Genomic DNA, 18,907 nt, shown 5'->3' with positions numbered 1-18,907 from the left:
GGGGAGATTTTGCTCTTTTAATCTGATGTGAACTAATTAAATCGTAAAAACTATGCATCATTTTTCTACAATTCATAATACCCGCAGCTGGAATATAAAAACCCTGGTGCTGCGAGTATTATTGATGGTTTTGCTGGCCCAGGTCAGTATGGCCGAACCCAATAGTCCAACGTATTTCAAGGTTACGCCTTTGCGTAAAAATACCGTAGATAGAGAAATCAGAGGAAAGATTACGGGTGACACGGGCGAAGGATTACCCGGCGTAAACGTGTTGATTAAAGGAACTACCCGCGGCACCACCACGGATCAGGACGGAAATTTTAAGCTCACGCTCCGGGACGGAGACACGGCCCTGATTTTCTCCCTGGTAGGCTATGCCACCAAAGAAGTTGCGGTCGGATCGCAGACTGTGGTGGATGTAATACTGTCGAATGACGATAAGGTACTGGACGAGGTGGTTGTAGTTGGCTACGGTACGCAGCGTCAGGAAGCGGTGACCGGTTCGGTAGTTTCAGTGACCGGTAATGTGATGCGGGAAGTACCCGCGGCCAACCTGACGCAGGCCTTACAGGGCCGAGTCGTAGGGGTAGAGATTTCACAGACCTCCACTAAACCCGGAGCTGCGATGGAAATCCTCATCCGTGGTCAGCGGTCTTTGCGAGCAGATAACGCTCCTCTGATCGTTCTGGACGGCATTCCTTTCTCAGGATCGATTACGGATATTAATGCAAACAACATCAAAAGCATTGATATTCTGAAGGACGCTTCCGCAACGGCCATTTACGGTTCCCGCGGAGCCAATGGCGTTATTCTGATCACGACCAATACGGGCAAACGGGGTCAGAAAGCCATGTTTTCCTACAATGGATTTCATGGCCCGAAAACCGTTTTTTCAAAATATCCGATGATGAATGGCCCGGAGTTTGCTGCTCTGCGGGCGGCGAGTCTTCAGCGATTTCAGAACACGATTGATGAATCCAACGACGTGAATACCGACTGGCAGGACAAGGTGTACCGAACCGGCCTTATGTCCAGCCACGATATTAACGTTTCAGGTGGCTCTGAAAAAGGGAGCTACTCCTTTGGCTTGGGTTATTACCGGGAAAACGCCGTAGTTCCGCTTCAGGATTTTTCGCGTTATTCGCTGCAGGCTTCGATCAATCAGGATATTAACAAATATTTCCGGGTTGGATTTTCAACCAATTCCAACTTTACGGTCAGCAACGGCAACAACAGCCCTGCCGTAGGTATGGCCCTGGGCAGAACGCCGATTGCAAATCCGTACAATGCGGATGGTACGATGAAAACCATCATTCAGGAGCAAACTTCCGGACCACAGTGGGTGCCTTCGCTGGAGCGATTCAACGCGTTAGGCGACCGCTATATTGATCAGACCCGGGCGTATGGTTCTTACAATACCCTTTTTGCAGAAGTACAGATTCCGGGTGTAACCGGACTGAAATACCGGGCGAACCTGGGTTTGAACTACCGGCAAAGCACCAGCGGTAACTATACCGGAGAGGGCGTTTTCAGTGGTAACCCCCTCAACGTATCGACGGCGGGTATTGGCAATTCGCATACGCTCAACTGGGCCATTGAAAACCTGCTAAGCTACGATCGCAAGTTCGGCAAACACGAGATCAATGCGGTCGGTTTGTACTCTGCTCAGCAGAATACCTTCAATTCCTCTTCCGTGGGTGCCCGGGATATTCCTTCCGACGCCTTCCAGTTTTATAACCTGGGCCGGGCTGACGGAATCATCACGGTAAACCCTGCCAATCAGGGCTATAACCAATGGGGATTATTGTCGTACATGGGACGCGTCATGTACTCCTTCGATGATCGTTACATGCTGAGTGTTACCTTCCGGGCGGATGGTTCCTCACGTTTGGCCAAAGGACACCAGTGGAATGCGTATCCAGCTATTTCGGCCGGATGGAACATTTCCAAGGAGCAATTCATGGCTGGCGTTACTAAAATCAACCAGTTGAAACTTCGGGTCGGTTACGGTCAAACCTCAAATCAGGCCGTAAACCCTTACGAAACGCTGGGACTTTTGTCCACCCGGCCTTACAACTTTGGCAATTCCAATTACGCTACGGGTTTCTACGTGTCTAATGCTCCGAACCCACGGTTAGGCTGGGAATTTTCCAACACGATCAACCTGGGTCTGGATTTCAAAGCATTCAACAATCGTTTGTCCGGTACGATCGAGTTTTACGAGCAGCAGACTAAAAATGTACTCTTGGGCGTAGGTTTGCCACCGACCTCAGGCGTAGGCGGCTATACGGCCAACATCGGTCAGACGCAGAATAAAGGTTTTGAATTCAATTTGAATGGTACAGTTCTGGAAAATGTAAATGGCTGGACCTGGGATGTTGGATTTAACGTGTACGCCAACCGGAACAAGCTGGTTTCTCTGGCTTCGGGTCAGCAACGGGATGAAGGAAACTGGTGGTTTGTGGGTCATCCGATCAACGTAATTTATGATTACGAAAAAATTGGACTTTGGCAGGAAAACGATCAATTCCGTAATATTTATGAACCCGGTGGCAATGCGGGTATGATCCGCGTAAAATACACGGGCGAATACAATTCAGATGGAGCACCCACCCGGGCCATCAATGCATCCGATCGGCAGATTCTGGATATGCAACCCAATTTCCAGGGTGGTTTCAATACCCGCGTCGCCTACAAAGGGTTTGACCTGAACATCGTTGGCGTTTTCAAAAATGGTGGCTTGCTGAATAGTACGCTTTACGGATCATCAGGTTATTTGAACAACCTGAATGCCCGGGCTGGTAACAACGTTCGCGTTGACTACTGGACACCAGAAAACACGGACGCCAAATATCCTGCTCCGGGTGGTATCGGCGGTGATAACCCGAAATACGGCAGCACGCTGGGCTACTTTGACGCTTCTTTCCTGAAAATTCGCACCATGACGCTGGGCTATAACGTGAGCAACAAAGTCCTGGGAAGAGTAGGTATGAGTACACTTCGTCTCTACTTCACTGCCCAGAACCCGTTTGTGATGTTCTCTCCGTATAACCGCGAGTCAGGGATGGATCCGGAAACCAACTCGTACGGTAACGAAAATGCGGCGGTACCCTTGTCCTCGGCACTGCGTCGTATCCTGACCATCGGCACGAACACGCCGTCTACCCGAAACTATATCGTAGGTGTCAATCTGACTTTTTAAAAAACTTACTATGAAACGTTTACGTATAAAAAATCTGAAGACAGTAGCGGCCTTGACGCTGTTGCTTTCAAGCTGCACTAAAATATTAGACGAAAAACCCCGGGCTATTTACACGCCTGAATACTTTAAAACCGAGAAAGGCGTATACGGAGGTTTGACGGGCATGTATGCTCACTTACGGTGGATTTTCGGAAACGCCTACTTCTACAATTCCTGCATGACGGGTACTGACGAAGCGACCTGGGGTGCCAGCGGCGGCGGCAGTGGCTTCCAGACGCATGATCTTTCGGGTACTCAGCTCATTACGCCCCAGGCGAGTGATGCCAGCAACATCTGGTACAATGCCTTCCCGAACATCAATACGGCTAACGGTGTCATTGAAAATGCGACAGCCGTAGGGATTTCTGAAGCACTCATCGCGGAGGCCCGGTTTTTCAGAGCGTTTGATTACTTTATGCTGGTGCAGACCTTCGGCGGTGTACCGCTCGATCTGGGCTCGGGTGAATTGGCGTTCAACATCTCTACGCTGCGGACTTCCAAACGCAATACCGTGCCCGAGGTGTATACCAAAGTAATTTTCCCGGATCTGGTAAAGGCGGTAAACGACCTTCCCGTAAGCGGTCGGGTGATTGGCGGCGTAACCAAAACGCTGGCGAGCCTCTACCTGTCCAAAGCGTATTTGACGTACGGATGGTGGCTGCAAAACCCCAACAACATTCCCACGTATCCGGCAACCAACCGGACGGATCCGGATGGTCACGATGCTCAATGGTATTTCCAGAAAGCCTACGACGTAGCGACGCAGGCCATTGCTAATCCGGGACCTTTTCGATTGCAGGAAACGTATTATGACGTAAACGTGGGTACGAACGATCGGAACAGTGAAATTCTTCTGTACGCTGACCATACCGAAACCAGCGAGCTTTTCAATGGCTCCAGCCTGACGTATGCCGGTGGTGGTGATGCGGATAACTTCGCCAGCTGGATGCTAACCTGGAATTATACCAGCATTACCAGCTCAAAAACCAACTGGAGTTCTCCCAGCACCGTTAACTCCGTTCAGCGGGAAGCGGCTCAGGCCCTGGGTCGTCCCTGGGTACGGATGGCCCCGCCGCATGAAGTATTTAACAAGACGTTTGCGGATAAAACCAACGACTCCCGTTATGATGGTACGTTCACAACGGCTTACCGGGGTAACTGGCCCAAAGCCGGGGTTACCAATGAATTTCTGTACAACGCCAATAACCTGCAGGTTCGTCCCGGCGATGCCATCCTGACCTTCCTGGATCAGGATCCTGGTACACCCATCGATTATTTGAATTCGGTGTACAAAAGCAGCGTGGGCGTGGGCGTATTGCCGGGTCGGGCTGATTACGTAGTAGCCCCCAGTGGGATCAGTCGCCTGGTGTATCCGGGCCTTTGGAAGCTGGGACCGTACCGTACCGATAATGGCAGCGGATTAGGCCAGCCCAATGCTGCCAGCACGCGTCCGTTCAACATTGCCAAATTCTCGGAGCTTTACTTTGTTGCGGCGGAAGCAGCGGTAAAAGGAGCAACGACGCAGGGCGGAAAAACGGCCCGGGATCTCATGAATGTAATCCGGTCACGGGCGGGCAAGTGGCGTTGGAGTAACCAGGGCAATGTGGCTAAAGTAGTAGACAACAGTGCAGCCATGATTGCAGCGACTCCCGCAACGATTGACCTCAACTACATTTTGGCCGAGCGTTCGAGAGAATACTACGGCGAAGGCTACCGGTGGTATGATCTGGTCCGGACGCAGAGTTGGAAAGAAATCGCCGCTAGTTACACGATCTGTGGACCTAATGTGGGCGATCACACACCCGTGAAATTCACCCGGAAAATCGAAAATTATCACTTCCTGAGACCCATTCCTCAGGGACAGATTGATAACATGGATATGCCGGCTGCTGACAAAGCTGCCTACCAGAATCCCGGTTATTTATAAGCTTAGGTTCCAATCCGCGAAAGCCCGTCCGCAGGGACGGGACGAAGAAAGAGGGGTATCCCTCTTTCTTCGTTTAAAAGCATTCAATCTAAGATGTTCATTTGTTTGGTAGCAAGGAGTTGACGTATGAAAAAGTATGGCTGTATAGTGATGGTGTGGTGTAGCATTGGCACCGCATCCTGGGCTCAAAATTCTGATAACGCTTTAACCCGGCAGGAAGTGGCAGAGGGGTGGCAGTTGTTGTGGGACGGCAAAACGACCACTGGCTGGAAAAGCTCCGGCTCCGACGCTTTTCCAGCCAAAGGCTGGAACGTAGAAGAGGGGGTACTGAAAGTACTCAAGGATGGTAAAGGCGGTGATATTATCACGACCAAAACCTACAAAAACTTTACTTTCAAGGCTGATTTTAAACTAACTGAAGGAGCCAACAGTGGCATTAAGTATTTTGTCAATCGGGGTGGTATTGGCTGTGAATATCAGATACTTGATGACGTCAGACATCCCGACGCGAAGGCCGGGGTGGCCGGAAACCGGACCCTGGGTTCGTTATACGATCTGATTGCGGCCCCCACTACCAAACCGTACCGTCCGCAGGAATTCAACACGGCAATGATTGTGGTACAGGGCAATCATGTTGAACATTGGCTGAACGGGGTCAAAATCATTGAATACGAGCGTAATAATCAGATGTGGCGAGCATTGGTCAATTACAGCAAATACAAAGGATTCCCTGATTTCGGGGATGCCGCTCAGGGACACCTGTTGTTGCAGGATCACGGCGATGAGGTCTGGTTCAAAAATATCAAGATACTTGAAAAGTAAAAGAGAGATAGCGTTTTGCTGAATGCTGCTTAATCTGGACGGAGATTCGGCTTATGTAGTCGTTTACGTCAATTTTTTTAACTTCATACGTAACTTTCGCACCAATCTAAACCGAAGGCATGTAGGGCAAGGCGTAGACCGGAAAGCTCTGCATCACAATCACTCAAAACCGTTATGCAAATCGAAAGACGGCAGTTCTTAACGACCGTATCCCTGGCGGGTGCGGCTACTTTGTTTTCCGGAAATCCGCTTCTGGCGGCAACGGCACCTAAAAAAGAAAAACTGGGCATCGCTCTGGTGGGTCTGGGGTACTACAGCACAGACTTACTGGCCCCGGCCCTTCAAATGACCGAAAAATGTTATCTGGCTGGCATCGTAACCGGAACGCCGGCCAAGGCCCAGCAATGGAAAGCGAAGTATAACCTGGCGGATAAGAACATCTATAACTACCAGAACTTCGATCAAATTGCCAATAACCCCGACATCGATATCGTCTACGTCGTGCTGCCTCCGTCCATGCACCGGGAATTTGTCGTCAGAGCTGCCAAAGCGGGCAAACACGTGTTTTGTGAAAAACCTATGGCTCCCTCCGTGGCGGATTGTGAAGCCATGATTAAAGCCTGTGCCGACAATAAAGTAAAACTGGCCATTGGCTATCGCTGTCAGCACGATCCTAATATTCAGGCAGTCATGAAAGTAGCCAAAGAGCAAAAGTTCGGTAAGGTAAAAATGATCAACAGTGCTGCGGGGTACTTTGATGCCCGAACGGACCACTGGAAACAGAACAAGGCACTTGGCGGTGGGGTGATGGGCGATATGGGCGTGTATGCCTTACAGGGAGCCAGACTCGCGACGGGCGAAGAGCCCATTAGCGTCATTGCCCAAGCTTCCACGACGCGGCCCGATATTTACAAGGAAGTTGAAGAAACGATGATGTTCATGCTGGATTTTCCGAGTGGAGCACGGGCGGCCTGCCAAACCAGCTTTGGCATCAACATGAACTATCTGCAGGTGAATTACGAGAAAGGCTGGCTGAAACTCGAACCCCAGTCCGGTTATCTGGGCAATAAAGGAAGCATGTCGGACGGAACGAAGATCGACTTTCCTATCAAAAATCAGCAGGCAAAACAACTCGACGAGGATTGCCTGGCTATCCTGAACAATACGGCCCTGATTGCTCCCGGCGAAGAAGGATTGCGGGACATCAGAGTCGTCGAAGCCATCTATAAATCAGTAGCGTCCGGCAAAAGTGTTAAAATTTAAGGGTTTCTGCTTTTTGGAATGAGTAAGGACGGATTAGAGAAGGTAATGTTCTACACAATGATTTATTGATAACAGTTTAATAAGTAGGTATTTGTCTTACTCAGGCGGCTGGTTTTTTAGTCCGTATCGCGAACACCGCTCTTTTTATCCTGCTCAAGGCCACCGCTTTGCGGATAAAAAAGGCGGCTTTTCGCGATAGGACGGGGCTCGGTTTTATGTCGTCCATGTCGTCTTTTGCTTGTATTCCAACAACTAACAAATAATTACCTTCAGAAAATGAAAACCTCTCCCGCCCAGAAGCCATTCCATGGGGCCAACTGAACGACCTACGACAGCCGCAATGCGGTGGACTAAAGCGGGCGGTCGCCGCCATGGGATGGCCCCCATGGAATGGTTGGTCATGGAGAGGTGCAGCCTGGAAGGCTTTTGGGCTACCGAACAGCCCTATCTGAAGTACTGAATCCGATCTAGGTTAATAACAAAATAAGATACCCAACAGGCACGAATTAGCCTCTAATTCGACAGATTCTTCGCATTCCGATACTCCGACGGCAGCATATTAAACTGACTTTTAAAAGACTTGGTGAAGTAGTTTGCATTCGGGAATCCTACGGAATAAGCTATCTGCGAAATATTCAGATCACTCTTCTCCAGCAGCGTTGCGGACTTCTCCAGCTTAACCGATCGAATGTATTCCACGGGCGTTTTTCCAGTCAGTTCCAGCAATTTACTGTAGAGCGATCCCCGGCTCATACCCACGTGTTTACTCAGGTTTTCTACGCTTAGTACAGAACTATTAATATGCTCGTCAATGAAAAAGGCGATGTCTTTCAGGAGTTTTTCATTCGCTGATTCTACTTCAACCTCGGGAGAAACCAGGTTAATTCGTTTGGAGTAATAGCCCTTCGAAACGCGATTTAACGCCAGAAGATTATTTACTTTCGCATTCAAAATCTCATAGTTGAACGGCTTCGTCAGGTAGTCATTCGCCCCGGATAAAAGCCCCCGGAGTTGCTGCTGATCTCCCGTGGAGGCCGTTAATAAAATCAAGGGGATATGGCTGGTTCGCTTGTCTGATTTTACCTTCTGACTGAATTCAATCCCATCCACGTGTGGCATGGCGATGTCGCTGATAATCAGCGTCGGATGGGTAGAAAGCGTTTTCTGCCAGCCTTCCCGACCATCGGCGGCTTCAAAAACATTGTACTGTCCTTTGAGGCGTTCGACCAGAAAATGCCGGAATTCTTCGTTGTCTTCCACCACCAGGATGCGGTCCGCCGTATCAATTCCACTCGGTCCCAGGGCCTGTTTGCCCGGTGGCAAGGGTTTGGGTTCCACGATTTCTTCGGGTAAAAACACCTTTTGGGAGGCCTCAGCTAGGGGCAGGTAAATAATGAACGTGCTTCCTTTACCCGGCTCACTATCCACGGATAGCTTTCCGCCGTGCATCAATACAAATTCCTGAGCAATCGATAAGCCAATGCCACTGCCCTGATTGATGAAACCTTTGGATTCTTCCTGATAGAATCGTTCAAAAATGTGCAGGTGCTTATCCTGGGAAATGCCAATGCCCGTATCCGATACGGCAATACAGAACCAGTGCTGGTCCGGATTACGATCGTCTACCTGAGAAAAGACTTTGAGTTTAATTTTTCCACCCTTGGGCGTGAATTTGAAGGCATTGGAAAGTAAGTTGTACAGTACGCGTTCAATCTTATCAAAGTCCAGCGTAAGATCCAGATCGGGTACAAAACTCTGGAATACAAAATCAATGTGTTTTTTCTCCGACAGATCCTGGAAGGAGTCGCAGGTTTCTTTGGCAAAAGCGACCACATTTCGGGTAGAGACCTGTAGCGTCTGTTCCTGTTGTTCAATTTGCTTGAAATCCAGCAACTGATTTACCAGGTTAAGCAGACGTTTGGAGTTTCGATCGATGGTCTGCAACTGGGAGTCAATGGCGGACTCGTGTTTCTTGGCTAAAATACCTTCCAGCGGAGCCAGAATCAGGGAAATGGGGGTACGGAACTCATGGCTCAGGTTGGTAAGAAACTTGATTTTCATTTGATCCAGATCCCGAATTCGCTGTACTTCCCGCTGCTGCTGCTCTTCCGCGAATTTCTTTTTGATCTTCCGAATCCCCCGACGACGGAGCGACCAGATCGTGAAGCCCGCTGCCAGAATGTAAAAAGCAAACGCGTAGTAGGTGAGATAAAAGGGTGGGTTGACCACAATTTTTATCGAGGCTCCGTTCGGGTTCCAGACGTTGCCGTGAATAGTAGTCTGTACTTCGAAAGTGTATTCGCCGGGATTTAAGTTCGTATAATGAGCGACGGTCGTGGTGCCCGCATAGTACCATTCTTCCTGGTAGCCTTTTAACCGATACCGATAGATATTCTGATGAGCATTGGTATAATTGAGAGAGGCGTAGCTGATGGAAAAATTCTGTTTGTAATCCAGATGAATGGACTTGGCCAGTGAGATGTGCTCGGAGGTAATACTGGAATCCGCGGCAGTAATGGTTTTGTTTCCTACTTTCAGGTCCGTAAATAAAATGGGGTGTGACAGAGCACTTTGCTTGATATTGCCAGTAGTCAGGAAATTGAATCCGTGGATCCCGCCAAAAAATAAAGTATTGTCCGACGTACGAATACCCGAGCCAAACGCAAAGATGTCGTCCTGAAGTCCATTGTGCGAGGTGTAATTGGTAAACCGGTTGGCTCCCTGTTGCAGGCTACTGATGCCTTTATTGGTAGTCACCCAGATTCTACCTTCCTGATCTTCAAGAATTTTGTTTACGATGCTGCTGGGCAATCCTTTTTCTGCCCCATACCGCACAAACGAATGGGAAGCCGAATCAAACCGGGCGAGTCCTCCGCCATTCGTTCCGACCCACATGTTTCCCTTTCGGTCGTAATGAAGGGCCGTGATTCGGTTACTGGGAAGATGACTGTTTCCCTTGTCGTAACGGAAGACTTTCTGGGTCAACGGATTATATACCGCAACCCCCGTTCCCAGCGATCCAATCCAGAGGTTACCGTGGCTATCTTCTTCAACAGCCCGGATGTACCCATTCAGTGGAATGAGGGAAGGGTTGGATTTGGAGGGCGGATTCAGGTACGTAAACTCCTTTCGGACGGGGTCATAACAGTTCAGTCCCCCGCCGTTCGTGCCGATCCATACCTTGCCCCGCCGGTCCGTTTTCACGCAGAAAATATCATTGTGATTGAGGTGGGTGGGGGAAGGACCCATCTTGAATTGTTGGCTTTTTCCGGTATTGGCGTCCAACAAAAATAGCCCTTCCTGAAATGTGCCAATCCAGACTTGCTGACGGGGAGCCTGCGTCATACAGAGAATGGCCAGGTTGGGCAAGGGCGTACCTTCGCTTGAATACAGATTAACCCGATTAAAGTGATTGGTTTTGCGGTTGTATAGATTCAATCCGCCGCCGTCCGTTCCGATAAACAGATCTCCGTTGGCTTTTTCAGCAAAAGATGTAACAAAAGGGGCACTCAAACTGGCGTTATCGCCGGGGCGACTCCGTTGTAAACCAAACAGGGTCAGGTTTTTATCGTACTTATTGACGCCACCCTGATACGTGCCCAGCCAGGTAATACCCCTGGGATCAATCAACAGGCATTTGACGGATTTATTGGCCAGGCTATACGGGCTGTTCGGGTTCGGCAGGTATCGCTCCGCTTGGCCTGTTTCAATGTCCAGGATATTTAACCCCATCTCCGTACAAATCCACAACTTATGATTCTCATCAGCCGCGATGGCGTAAATGATGTTATTACTGATGGATTTGGGATCTTCTTTTTTGAAACGAAAGGTTTCAAAGCCACTGCCATCGGGTAATAGCCGGTTAAGTCCGTTTTGGGTACCTACCCACAGATTTCCCCGTTTGTCCTGAGCAAGCGACATGATCGTACTGCTGGTCAGACTTTTAGGATTTTGAGGATCGTTAAAAAATGCTTTTACCTGATTGGTTTGTTTTTGATAGACATACAGGCCATCATTGGTGGCAATCCAGATTCGGTTTTGCTGGTCTTCAAAGACACGACGGCAGGGTTTTCCATCACCTAATGCGTAGCCATTCACGCTGGGAGTCGTGATTTTTAGCGTTTTAGGATCGATATTGAAAACGCCCGAGTGCGTACCAACCCAGATCATTCCCTGCTGATCACTACAAATCGAATACACATTTAGTCCGACATTAATCCGGATGAATGAATCCTTCTTTCGGTCGTACAGATGAAGCGACCCCTCAATGGAACCTACCCAGAGACGACCTTCCCGATCCTCATGCAAAGCGGATACATCATTGGAGCCTAAGCTGGTAGGGTCCGCGTCGCTATGGCGGTAGACGGTGAAATTGGAACCGTTGTATTTATTGAGTCCATCTTCCGTAGCAAACCAGAGCAGACCGTACCGATCTTTCAGAATGGCAGCGACGGTGTTTGAAGAAAGCCCATCTTTCGTAGTAAGCGTGGTAAACATCAACGGCTGGGATTCCCCAAACGCCTTGAATTGGGAAAGGATAAGGAGCGTACTCAGTAAAATTTTGTAAAGGATGTTCATGAACCTCAGTTAATCGTCTATAGTAAACTCCCAGCTTATCGCAGGCGGTGTCCTTATGTAGCATCCATAAGTTAAAAACAGGCTTGGCAGAGTATAAGACAAATATAATTATTTATTAGTATAATCATGAAAATAGCTTAAGTAAGATAGCATGAGTTAAACTAATTATGGAATCCGTGAAAATGATCAGCAAAAGCCAGAAGGTGTAAAATACCCGTCTTCCTAGTAGGCGAATGCGTAATGGAAAGGATTATTTGCCACAGCATTCTTTTCACGGTTGAATCCATACGTAGGGGTGTCTGAATAAACGTATAAGTAGTTAAGTTAGGCCTTTTTAAACATTTGTATCACTCTTTTATACATCTGTTCTCACAGGTGCGGAGCCTTACTGGATACTTTTGTTAAACTAATTCTTTAAAAAGTCATGGTTTTAGGCTTCATGGATAAGTCTGTAAACTACGAATGCTTTCCTAACGACTTAGCCTACCTAAACCAGCGTTCATTGATTGGATAAAAAGCAGACATGAACATTAGAATACTTATTGCCATAGGAGTGCTTTGGTTATCAACGGCACACGCTCAGCAGATCGTATCGACCAAACCTACCCCTTTCGCGATTACCCAGTCGGTCATTTATGTTGATGCCAACGATGCCGAGCTGGTGCAGACGTCGGCCCAACTGCTGCAAAAAGACATTGAACTCGTGACGGGCCGTCAGCTACCCATTGTTCATACCCTGGACAAGGTTAAACAAAACGTAATTGCGATTGGTACGCCTGGACAATCTGCCTGGATAAAGCAACTCATAGCCGGGAAGAAGCTCAATCCTTCCAAGCTGCAAAGGGCCTGGGAGACGTACCATCTTCAAACGCTGCAAAAACCGACGCCTGCGATTGCTCAGGCCTTGGTCATTAGTGGAAGTGATCGACGAGGCGTAGCGTACGGGGTTTTCGAACTTTCCCGTCAACTGGGCGTGTCTCCCTGGCATTGGTGGGCCGATGTACCGGTAAAAAAACAAAGCGAAATCTACCTGCTTAACAATGTAGTCGTTAGCGACGCTCCCCAGGTAAAATATCGAGGCATCTTTCTGAATGACGAAGCTCCGGCCCTGTCTGGCTGGACGAAGGAGAAATTCGGGGGCTTCAATCACAAGTTTTACGAAAAAGTATTCGAACTCATTCTTCGGTTGAAGGGCAATTATCTCTGGCCAGCGATGTGGGGCAACGCCTTCTACGCGGATGATTCGCTCAACATACGAATGGCTGAGAAGTACGGAATCGTAATCGGTACCTCCCATCATGAACCCCTGATGCGGGCTCACGATGAGTGGCGTCGATTCGGGAAAGGTCCCTGGAATTACGAGCAAAATAAGCAGGAATTGAGTCGGTTTTGGCGGGAAGGTATGCAGCGGGCCACGAATGAGAAAATCGTGAGTGTCGGCATGCGGGGCGACGGCGACGAACCTATGTCCCGGGAAACCGCAACGGCTTTACTCGAACAAATTGTCAAAGATCAGCGGGAAATTATCTCGGAAGTAACGGGAAAAGGAGCCGAGCAAACCCCACAACTATGGGCCTTGTACAAAGAAGTGCAGGACTACTACGACAAGGGGATGCGAGTACCGGAGGACGTGACTCTGCTGCTGTGTGATGATAACTGGGGCAACCTTCGCAAGCTTCCGGCTCCGACTGCCAAAGCCCGCAAAGGTGGTTACGGCATTTATTACCATTTTGACTACGTAGGCGGTCCCAGAAATTACAAATGGCTGAATACCAATCCACTGCCCCGGATTTGGGAACAGATGCACCTGGCCTGGCAGCATGACGTTAAAAATATCTGGATTGTGAACGTGGGCGACTTAAAACCCATGGAGTTTCCGATCTCCTTCTTCCTGGATTATGCCTGGAACCCGGATCGGATTGGAGCCGACCAGCTACAATCGTATACGGAAACCTGGGCAGCGGCTCAGTTTGGCGAGACGCACGCCCGCGACATTGCCTTTCTGTTAGCCCGGTACGCCAAGTACAATGCCCGGAGAAAACCCGAATTGCTGGATGCCAAAACTTACTCGCTGGAAACCGGCGAATGGGCGAAAGTGGTTGCGGATTATAACCAGTTGTTAGCCAAAGCAGAAGCTTTAAACCAGCAAATTCCGACGCAATACCGGGATGCTTTTTTTCAACTGGTACTGCACCCCATCCAGGCCTGTGCCAACCTCAATGCGATGTATTATTACGTTGCTCTCAATACCGAGGCCTACCAGCAAAAGTGGAAGCAGACCAATGCGTACGCTGACAAAGTCCAGGAGTTGTACGCCAACGATTCGCTCATTACACAACGGTATCATCAGCTCAACAACGGAAAATGGAATCACTTGATGAGTCAGACGCACATTGGCTACACCAGCTGGCAGCAGCCCAACGTGCAGCGAATGCCGAAAGTGATGCGTTTAGCCGCGAATGAAGGTACCGAGAAGCCATTGCCCCAACCCCAAACGAATCAGCAAACGAAAGGGCAGGCAAAGACTTCAGGACATGCGTTTTATCAGGATGAAAAACGGGGTGTCTCCATCGAAGCCGACCATTTCTCAAGAGCGATTCATTCCAACACAATAACCTGGAAGGTGTTACCCGACCACGGTCGAACGGGTTCGGCCCTTACGGCTTTTCCGGTGACAGCCCCGGAGCAAAAACCCGAAGGCAACGCCCCTCACGTGGAATACGATGTCGATACGTACTCCGCTGGCGAAGCCACCATTCACGCCTACTTTTCCCCCAGTCTAAATTTCTATAGTTCGGAGAAGGGCTTGCAGTACGCCATTTCCGTAGACGATGCACCTGCCCAAATTTTTAGTATCAACCAGGAGGACAAAACTAGCGACCGCGGCATCTGGAATAAGTGGGCGGGCAGCAATATCATTATCAAAACCAGCAAACACGTTTTTGACAAGCCGGGGAAACATACGCTGAAGTTCTGGCTGGTGAGTCCGGGCGTGGTGCTTCAAAAACTGGTGGTTGATTTTGGCGGCGTTGAACAAAGCTATTTAGGTCCGGAAGAGACCATCTATCAAACGAAAACTAACTAATCTGTATGCGATTTAAATATACACCCCTTTTCCTACTGGGGCTGACCAGTTTGGCGATGACGCATTTCAAGCCGGAAACCAGGCCAGCAATGTCAGTAAACCTGCCCTCTCTTAAAGAGGTGTATAAAGATTATTTCCTGATCGGGACGGCTTTGAATGCGGGTCAGATTGACGAGAAAAACCCCAAAGAAATTCAATTAGTTACCGAACAATTCAACGCGGCTACGCCCGAAAACATCATGAAGGCGGAAGTGATCCATCCGCGTTGGGATCAGTATGACTTCACCTATGCCGACAAGCTGGTGGAATTTGGTAAGAAAAACAAACTGGCCATCAATGCCCATACCTTGATCTGGCACAGCCAGTTACCCGGCTTCGTACGGAAAATTAAAAGCAATGATTCCCTTCAATTGTTTTTCAGGAATCATATTCAGACGGTAGCTGGTCGCTATCGGGGGAAAGTACAATCCTGGGATGTGGTGAACGAGGCCTTAAACGAGGATGGAACGCTTCGGAAATCCATTTTCCTCAACCGGCTGGGTGAAAATTATATTACGGAAGCCTTCAAACTGGCTCAGGAAGCTTCGCCTGAAACCGACCTGTATTACAACGATTACAACAACGAACAACCGGCTAAACGGGCGGGCTGTATCGCCATCATCAAAAAAATCCAGGCAGCGGGCGTCCGGATTGACGGCGTAGGCATTCAGGGCCATTGGCACGCGGGTAAAATTTCCTTACAGCACATTGAAGAGAGTATTCTACAGTATTCGGCCCTGGGCATCAAAGTGGCGATTACCGAGCTTGACATCGAGGTACTGAAACGCGATTTTCAGGGAGCCGAAGTGAGTCAGCAAATGAAAAACGACAAAGGCCTGAATCCCTACCCAAACGCCTTGCCGGATTCCCTTCAACAGAAACTCGCCAGCGATTACGAGGCCTTGTTCAAGTTATTCATCAAGCATAAAGACAAGATTTCACGCGTGACGTTCTGGGGCGTTCATGACGGACAAAGCTGGCTGAATGGCTGGCCCGTACGGGGGCGGACCAACTACCCCCTGTTGTTTGACCGTCAGTACAACCCCAAGCCAGCCTTCTACAAAGTAATTCAGGCGAACCAATAGTAAACCCCGCACCTAATCGTATGGAACCGCACGTATCCACCAAATTAACAGTCCTCGAAAAAATAGGGTACAGCCTGGGCGATCTGGCCGCAAACCTGATTTTTCAGACCCTGATGGCTTTTCTTACGTTTTTCTATACGGATGTCTACAAAATATCCCCCGGAAGTGCCAGCTTTATCATGCTGACCGGTGGGGTGATTGGGGCCGTATTCAATCTGGCGATGGGAGCCATTGCCGACCGGACCAATACCCGGTGGGGCAAGTTTCGTCCTTGGGTGCTGTGGACTTCCGTACCTTTCGGTATTATTGCGTTGCTGGCCTTTTCCACTCCTTCGTTCAATGAGAGCGGTAAAATTGCTTACGCCTTCGTTACGTACGTGATTCTGGTGGTGGTATATTCAGCCAATAACCTGCCGTATTCTGCTTTAAGTGGTGTCATGACCGGCGATATGAAAGATAGAAACAGTCTGTCTTCGTACCGTTTCGTGGCCGTGATGATTGCCCAGTTTACGGTACAGGTATTATTATTGCCCCTGGTGATTTCGATTGGTCAGGGCGACAAAGCGGCTGGATTCGAGCAGGTTATGAAAGTATTCGCCATTACCGGAGTGATCTGTTTTCTGATCACCTTTCTAACCACCAAAGAACGCGTATCACCTCCCAAAGAACAAAAGACGCCCTTATTGCAGGATTTATCGGATTTGGTCAACAATCGACCCTGGTTAATTATGCTGGGACTAACGGTACTGATTTTCATCACGCTGGCGATTAAAGGCGGTATGAATATCTTTTACTTCAAGTATTACCTCACGGTGGGTAGTCAGGTGGCCTTTCTGGAAAACCTGGGCTTTAGTAATTGGCTCAATCAACTGGAAAGCATTACCGGAGAAGCAGCCCTGGCGGAATTTCGCAAGCCCGGCAGTGCTCCGTATGCTACCGCCAGTGTGGTAAGTGCGGCGAGTACCCTGGCGATGATTGCTGGCATTATCTGCTCAAAGCCGCTGGCTGATAAAGTGGGTAAACGTAATATCTACGCCCTTTTTGTGGCTTTGTCAGGAGCTAGTTTGATTGTCATCAATTTTCTGCCTCAAACGGCTGTATCGACTGTTTTTGCCTTACAGACGTTACATGGCTTCCTGTACGGCATCACGATTCCCCTGCTCTGGGCAATGATTGCGGACGTGGCGGATTACAGCGAATGGAAAAATAACCGGCGAGCAACGGCGATCATATTTTCCGCCATGATTTTTGGATTGAAAGTGGGCCTGAGCTTTGGCGGAGCCATTTCGGCCTGGTTGCTGAGCGTATTCGGCTACGATGCGGATGCGACGGTACAGACGGAAAGTGCCGTAGAAGGGATTCGGTTCCTGGTGAGCGTGGTGCCGGGCCTGATTTTCATCGGCGGAGCCACGCTGCTGCTGGGTTATGGAATTGACAAGAAAATGGAAGACAAACTCGAAAGGGAACTGCAGGCCAGACGCAGTCCCGTATTAAACACCCCTAACGAAGCCTAGTATGCCAGAAGATTCAATTGAACACATTGATTTTGAGGAATTAAACAAAAAGGCCATTTCCCAGCCTCTGGTGACAGACCTGTATACAGCAGATCCGTCGGCTCACGTGTTTGAAGGGAAAATTTATATCTATCCCTCGCACGACATAGAGGCGGGTATCCCCTTTGATGATCTGGGAAGTCATTTTGCGATGGAAGATTACCACGTTTTTTCCATGGAAACGCCGGAATCTGCCGTTGTCGATCATGGACTGGCTTTGCACGTGAACGATGTTCCCTGGGCTGAAAAGCAAATGTGGGCTCCGGATGCCGCGTCTAAAGACGGAAAATACTATCTCTACTTCCCAGCCAAAAAAGCCGACGGGATTTTCCAGATTGGCGTAGCCGTTAGCGATTCTCCCGCGGGTCCTTTCACGCCCGAGGCGGAACCGATTCAGGATAGTTATTCGATTGACCCCGCCGTTTTTGTCGATGATGACGGAGCGGCGTATCTATACTTCGGCGGTTTGTGGGGCGGACAACTACAGTCGTATCGAAATAATACCTTCGATGCCGCCCACCAGGAGCCGGTCGGTGATGAACCCGCTCTGGGGCCTCGGGTTGCCCGGCTGACGGAGGATATGCTGTCTTTTGCCGAAGAGGTCAGAGAGATTGTGCTGACGGATGAGAACGGCGAAGTATTAACCGCCGGAGATAACGACCGCCGCTTTTTTGAGGCGAGTTGGGTACATAAGTATCAGGACAAATATTATTTCTCGTATTCTACCGGCGATACGCATTACATCTGCTACGCCATCGGAGACAGTCCCTACGGACCTTTTACCTACGCGGGAAGGATTCTGGAACCCGTAGTCGGCTGGACGTCCCATCACTCCATTTGTGAATTCAATGGGCAGTGGTATTTGTTTTACCATGATTCCAGTTTATCCAAAGGAGTGACGCATTTACGGAGTATAAAAGTGACTCCGTTGCTCCATGATGAAAAGGGGCATATTCAGACTATTCATCCGTACCGATAGTTCGAGTGCCTTTTGATATAGTTAGCCCAGAGTCTGTTTAGGCTCTGGGTTTTTTGTATTAATGTCCATTGTTAGGTGTATAAACTGAGTTTGGTGCCGACGGTAGGAGGCATAGGAGTTTAAAAGATTGGCTCGTTATTCACCTAGACTAGATTTGGTCCTTATACCTGACTGTTCAGTAGCCCCATGGAATGTATAGGGACTAAATGATCAGCCGTGCCTGCGGGGCGAAAGAGTGACTCAATAGCGAACCAAGTTTCCGGGTAAAATACCTGGGGACTAAAATACCAGCCGTATCTGCGGAACGCAAGGCTTCACTAGTAAACGGTTAGGTC

At 49.1% G+C, this 18,907-nt stretch carries 9 protein-coding genes; 8 read left to right on the top strand and 1 reads right to left on the bottom strand.

Going from position 1 to position 18,907, the window contains the following annotated elements:
• Positions 1-52 precede the first annotated feature (52 nt).
• The 4 genes from BWI97_RS23205 to BWI97_RS23190 all read left to right on the top strand — a co-directional run bounded on the left by BWI97_RS23205 (position 53) and on the right by BWI97_RS23190 (position 7,253).
• Positions 53-3,202, top strand: a complete 3,150-nt coding sequence (locus tag BWI97_RS23205; protein ID WP_233207974.1) for a TonB-dependent receptor — start codon at positions 53-55, stop codon at positions 3,200-3,202.
• 10 nt (positions 3,203-3,212) lie between these two features.
• On the top strand, positions 3,213-5,168 hold the full coding sequence (locus tag BWI97_RS23200; RefSeq protein WP_102203007.1) for a RagB/SusD family nutrient uptake outer membrane protein: 1,956 nt from the start codon (positions 3,213-3,215) through the stop codon (positions 5,166-5,168).
• 126 nt (positions 5,169-5,294) lie between these two features.
• On the top strand, positions 5,295-5,990 hold the full coding sequence (locus tag BWI97_RS23195) for a DUF1080 domain-containing protein (protein WP_102203006.1): 696 nt from the start codon (positions 5,295-5,297) through the stop codon (positions 5,988-5,990).
• A 174-nt stretch (positions 5,991-6,164) separates the two neighbouring features.
• Positions 6,165-7,253 (top strand): Gfo/Idh/MocA family protein, encoded by a 1,089-nt coding sequence (locus BWI97_RS23190; protein ID WP_102203005.1) that lies wholly within the window; start codon positions 6,165-6,167, stop codon positions 7,251-7,253.
• A gap of 513 nt (positions 7,254-7,766) precedes the next feature.
• Here BWI97_RS23190 and BWI97_RS23180 read toward each other — a convergent pair.
• Positions 7,767-11,831 (bottom strand): two-component regulator propeller domain-containing protein, encoded by a 4,065-nt coding sequence (locus BWI97_RS23180; protein WP_102203003.1) that lies wholly within the window; start codon positions 11,829-11,831, stop codon positions 7,767-7,769.
• A gap of 523 nt (positions 11,832-12,354) precedes the next feature.
• Here BWI97_RS23180 and BWI97_RS23175 point away from each other — a divergent pair.
• The 4 genes from BWI97_RS23175 to BWI97_RS23160 are packed head-to-tail and all read left to right on the top strand — an operon-like array spanning position 12,355 to position 18,572.
• Positions 12,355-14,916, top strand: a complete 2,562-nt coding sequence (locus BWI97_RS23175) for a glycosyl hydrolase 115 family protein (RefSeq protein WP_102203002.1) — start codon at positions 12,355-12,357, stop codon at positions 14,914-14,916.
• A gap of 56 nt (positions 14,917-14,972) precedes the next feature.
• The gene (locus tag BWI97_RS23170; protein ID WP_233207998.1) at positions 14,973-16,040 is read left to right on the top strand and encodes an endo-1,4-beta-xylanase; all 1,068 of its coding nucleotides are present in this window, start codon (positions 14,973-14,975) and stop codon (positions 16,038-16,040) included.
• Between the two features lie 20 nt (positions 16,041-16,060).
• A complete protein-coding gene (locus BWI97_RS23165) occupies positions 16,061-17,554 on the top strand; it encodes an MFS transporter (protein ID WP_102203000.1) in 1,494 nt (497 codons plus the stop codon).
• A 1-nt stretch (position 17,555) separates the two neighbouring features.
• On the top strand, positions 17,556-18,572 hold the full coding sequence (locus tag BWI97_RS23160; RefSeq protein ID WP_102202999.1) for a glycoside hydrolase family 43 protein: 1,017 nt from the start codon (positions 17,556-17,558) through the stop codon (positions 18,570-18,572).
• The last annotated feature ends 335 nt before the right edge of the window (positions 18,573-18,907 follow it).

The sequence above is a fragment of the Siphonobacter sp. BAB-5405 genome, from assembly GCF_002872335.1.
Taxonomy (GTDB): Bacteria; Bacteroidota; Bacteroidia; order Cytophagales; family Spirosomataceae; genus Siphonobacter.
The sequence above is the reverse complement of the archived record's forward strand: the minus strand, read 5'-3'. Positions and strand labels throughout refer to the sequence as shown.

Bases quoted from the DNA above. Each gene is read 5' to 3' on its own strand.
- BWI97_RS23195 (WP_102203006.1), top strand. From the start codon at position 5,295: ATGAAAAAGTATGGCTGTATAGTGATGGTGTGGTGTAGCATTGGCACC.
- BWI97_RS23175 (WP_102203002.1), top strand. From the start codon at position 12,355: ATGAACATTAGAATACTTATTGCCATAGGAGTGCTTTGGTTATCAACG.
- BWI97_RS23200 (WP_102203007.1), top strand. From the start codon at position 3,213: ATGAAACGTTTACGTATAAAAAATCTGAAGACAGTAGCGGCCTTGACG.
- BWI97_RS23170 (WP_233207998.1), top strand. From the start codon at position 14,973: ATGACGCATTTCAAGCCGGAAACCAGGCCAGCAATGTCAGTAAACCTG.
- BWI97_RS23190 (WP_102203005.1), top strand. From the start codon at position 6,165: ATGCAAATCGAAAGACGGCAGTTCTTAACGACCGTATCCCTGGCGGGT.
- BWI97_RS23165 (WP_102203000.1), top strand. From the start codon at position 16,061: ATGGAACCGCACGTATCCACCAAATTAACAGTCCTCGAAAAAATAGGG.
- BWI97_RS23205 (WP_233207974.1), top strand. From the start codon at position 53: ATGCATCATTTTTCTACAATTCATAATACCCGCAGCTGGAATATAAAA.
- BWI97_RS23160 (WP_102202999.1), top strand. From the start codon at position 17,556: ATGCCAGAAGATTCAATTGAACACATTGATTTTGAGGAATTAAACAAA.
- BWI97_RS23180 (WP_102203003.1), bottom strand. From the start codon at position 11,831: ATGAACATCCTTTACAAAATTTTACTGAGTACGCTCCTTATCCTTTCC.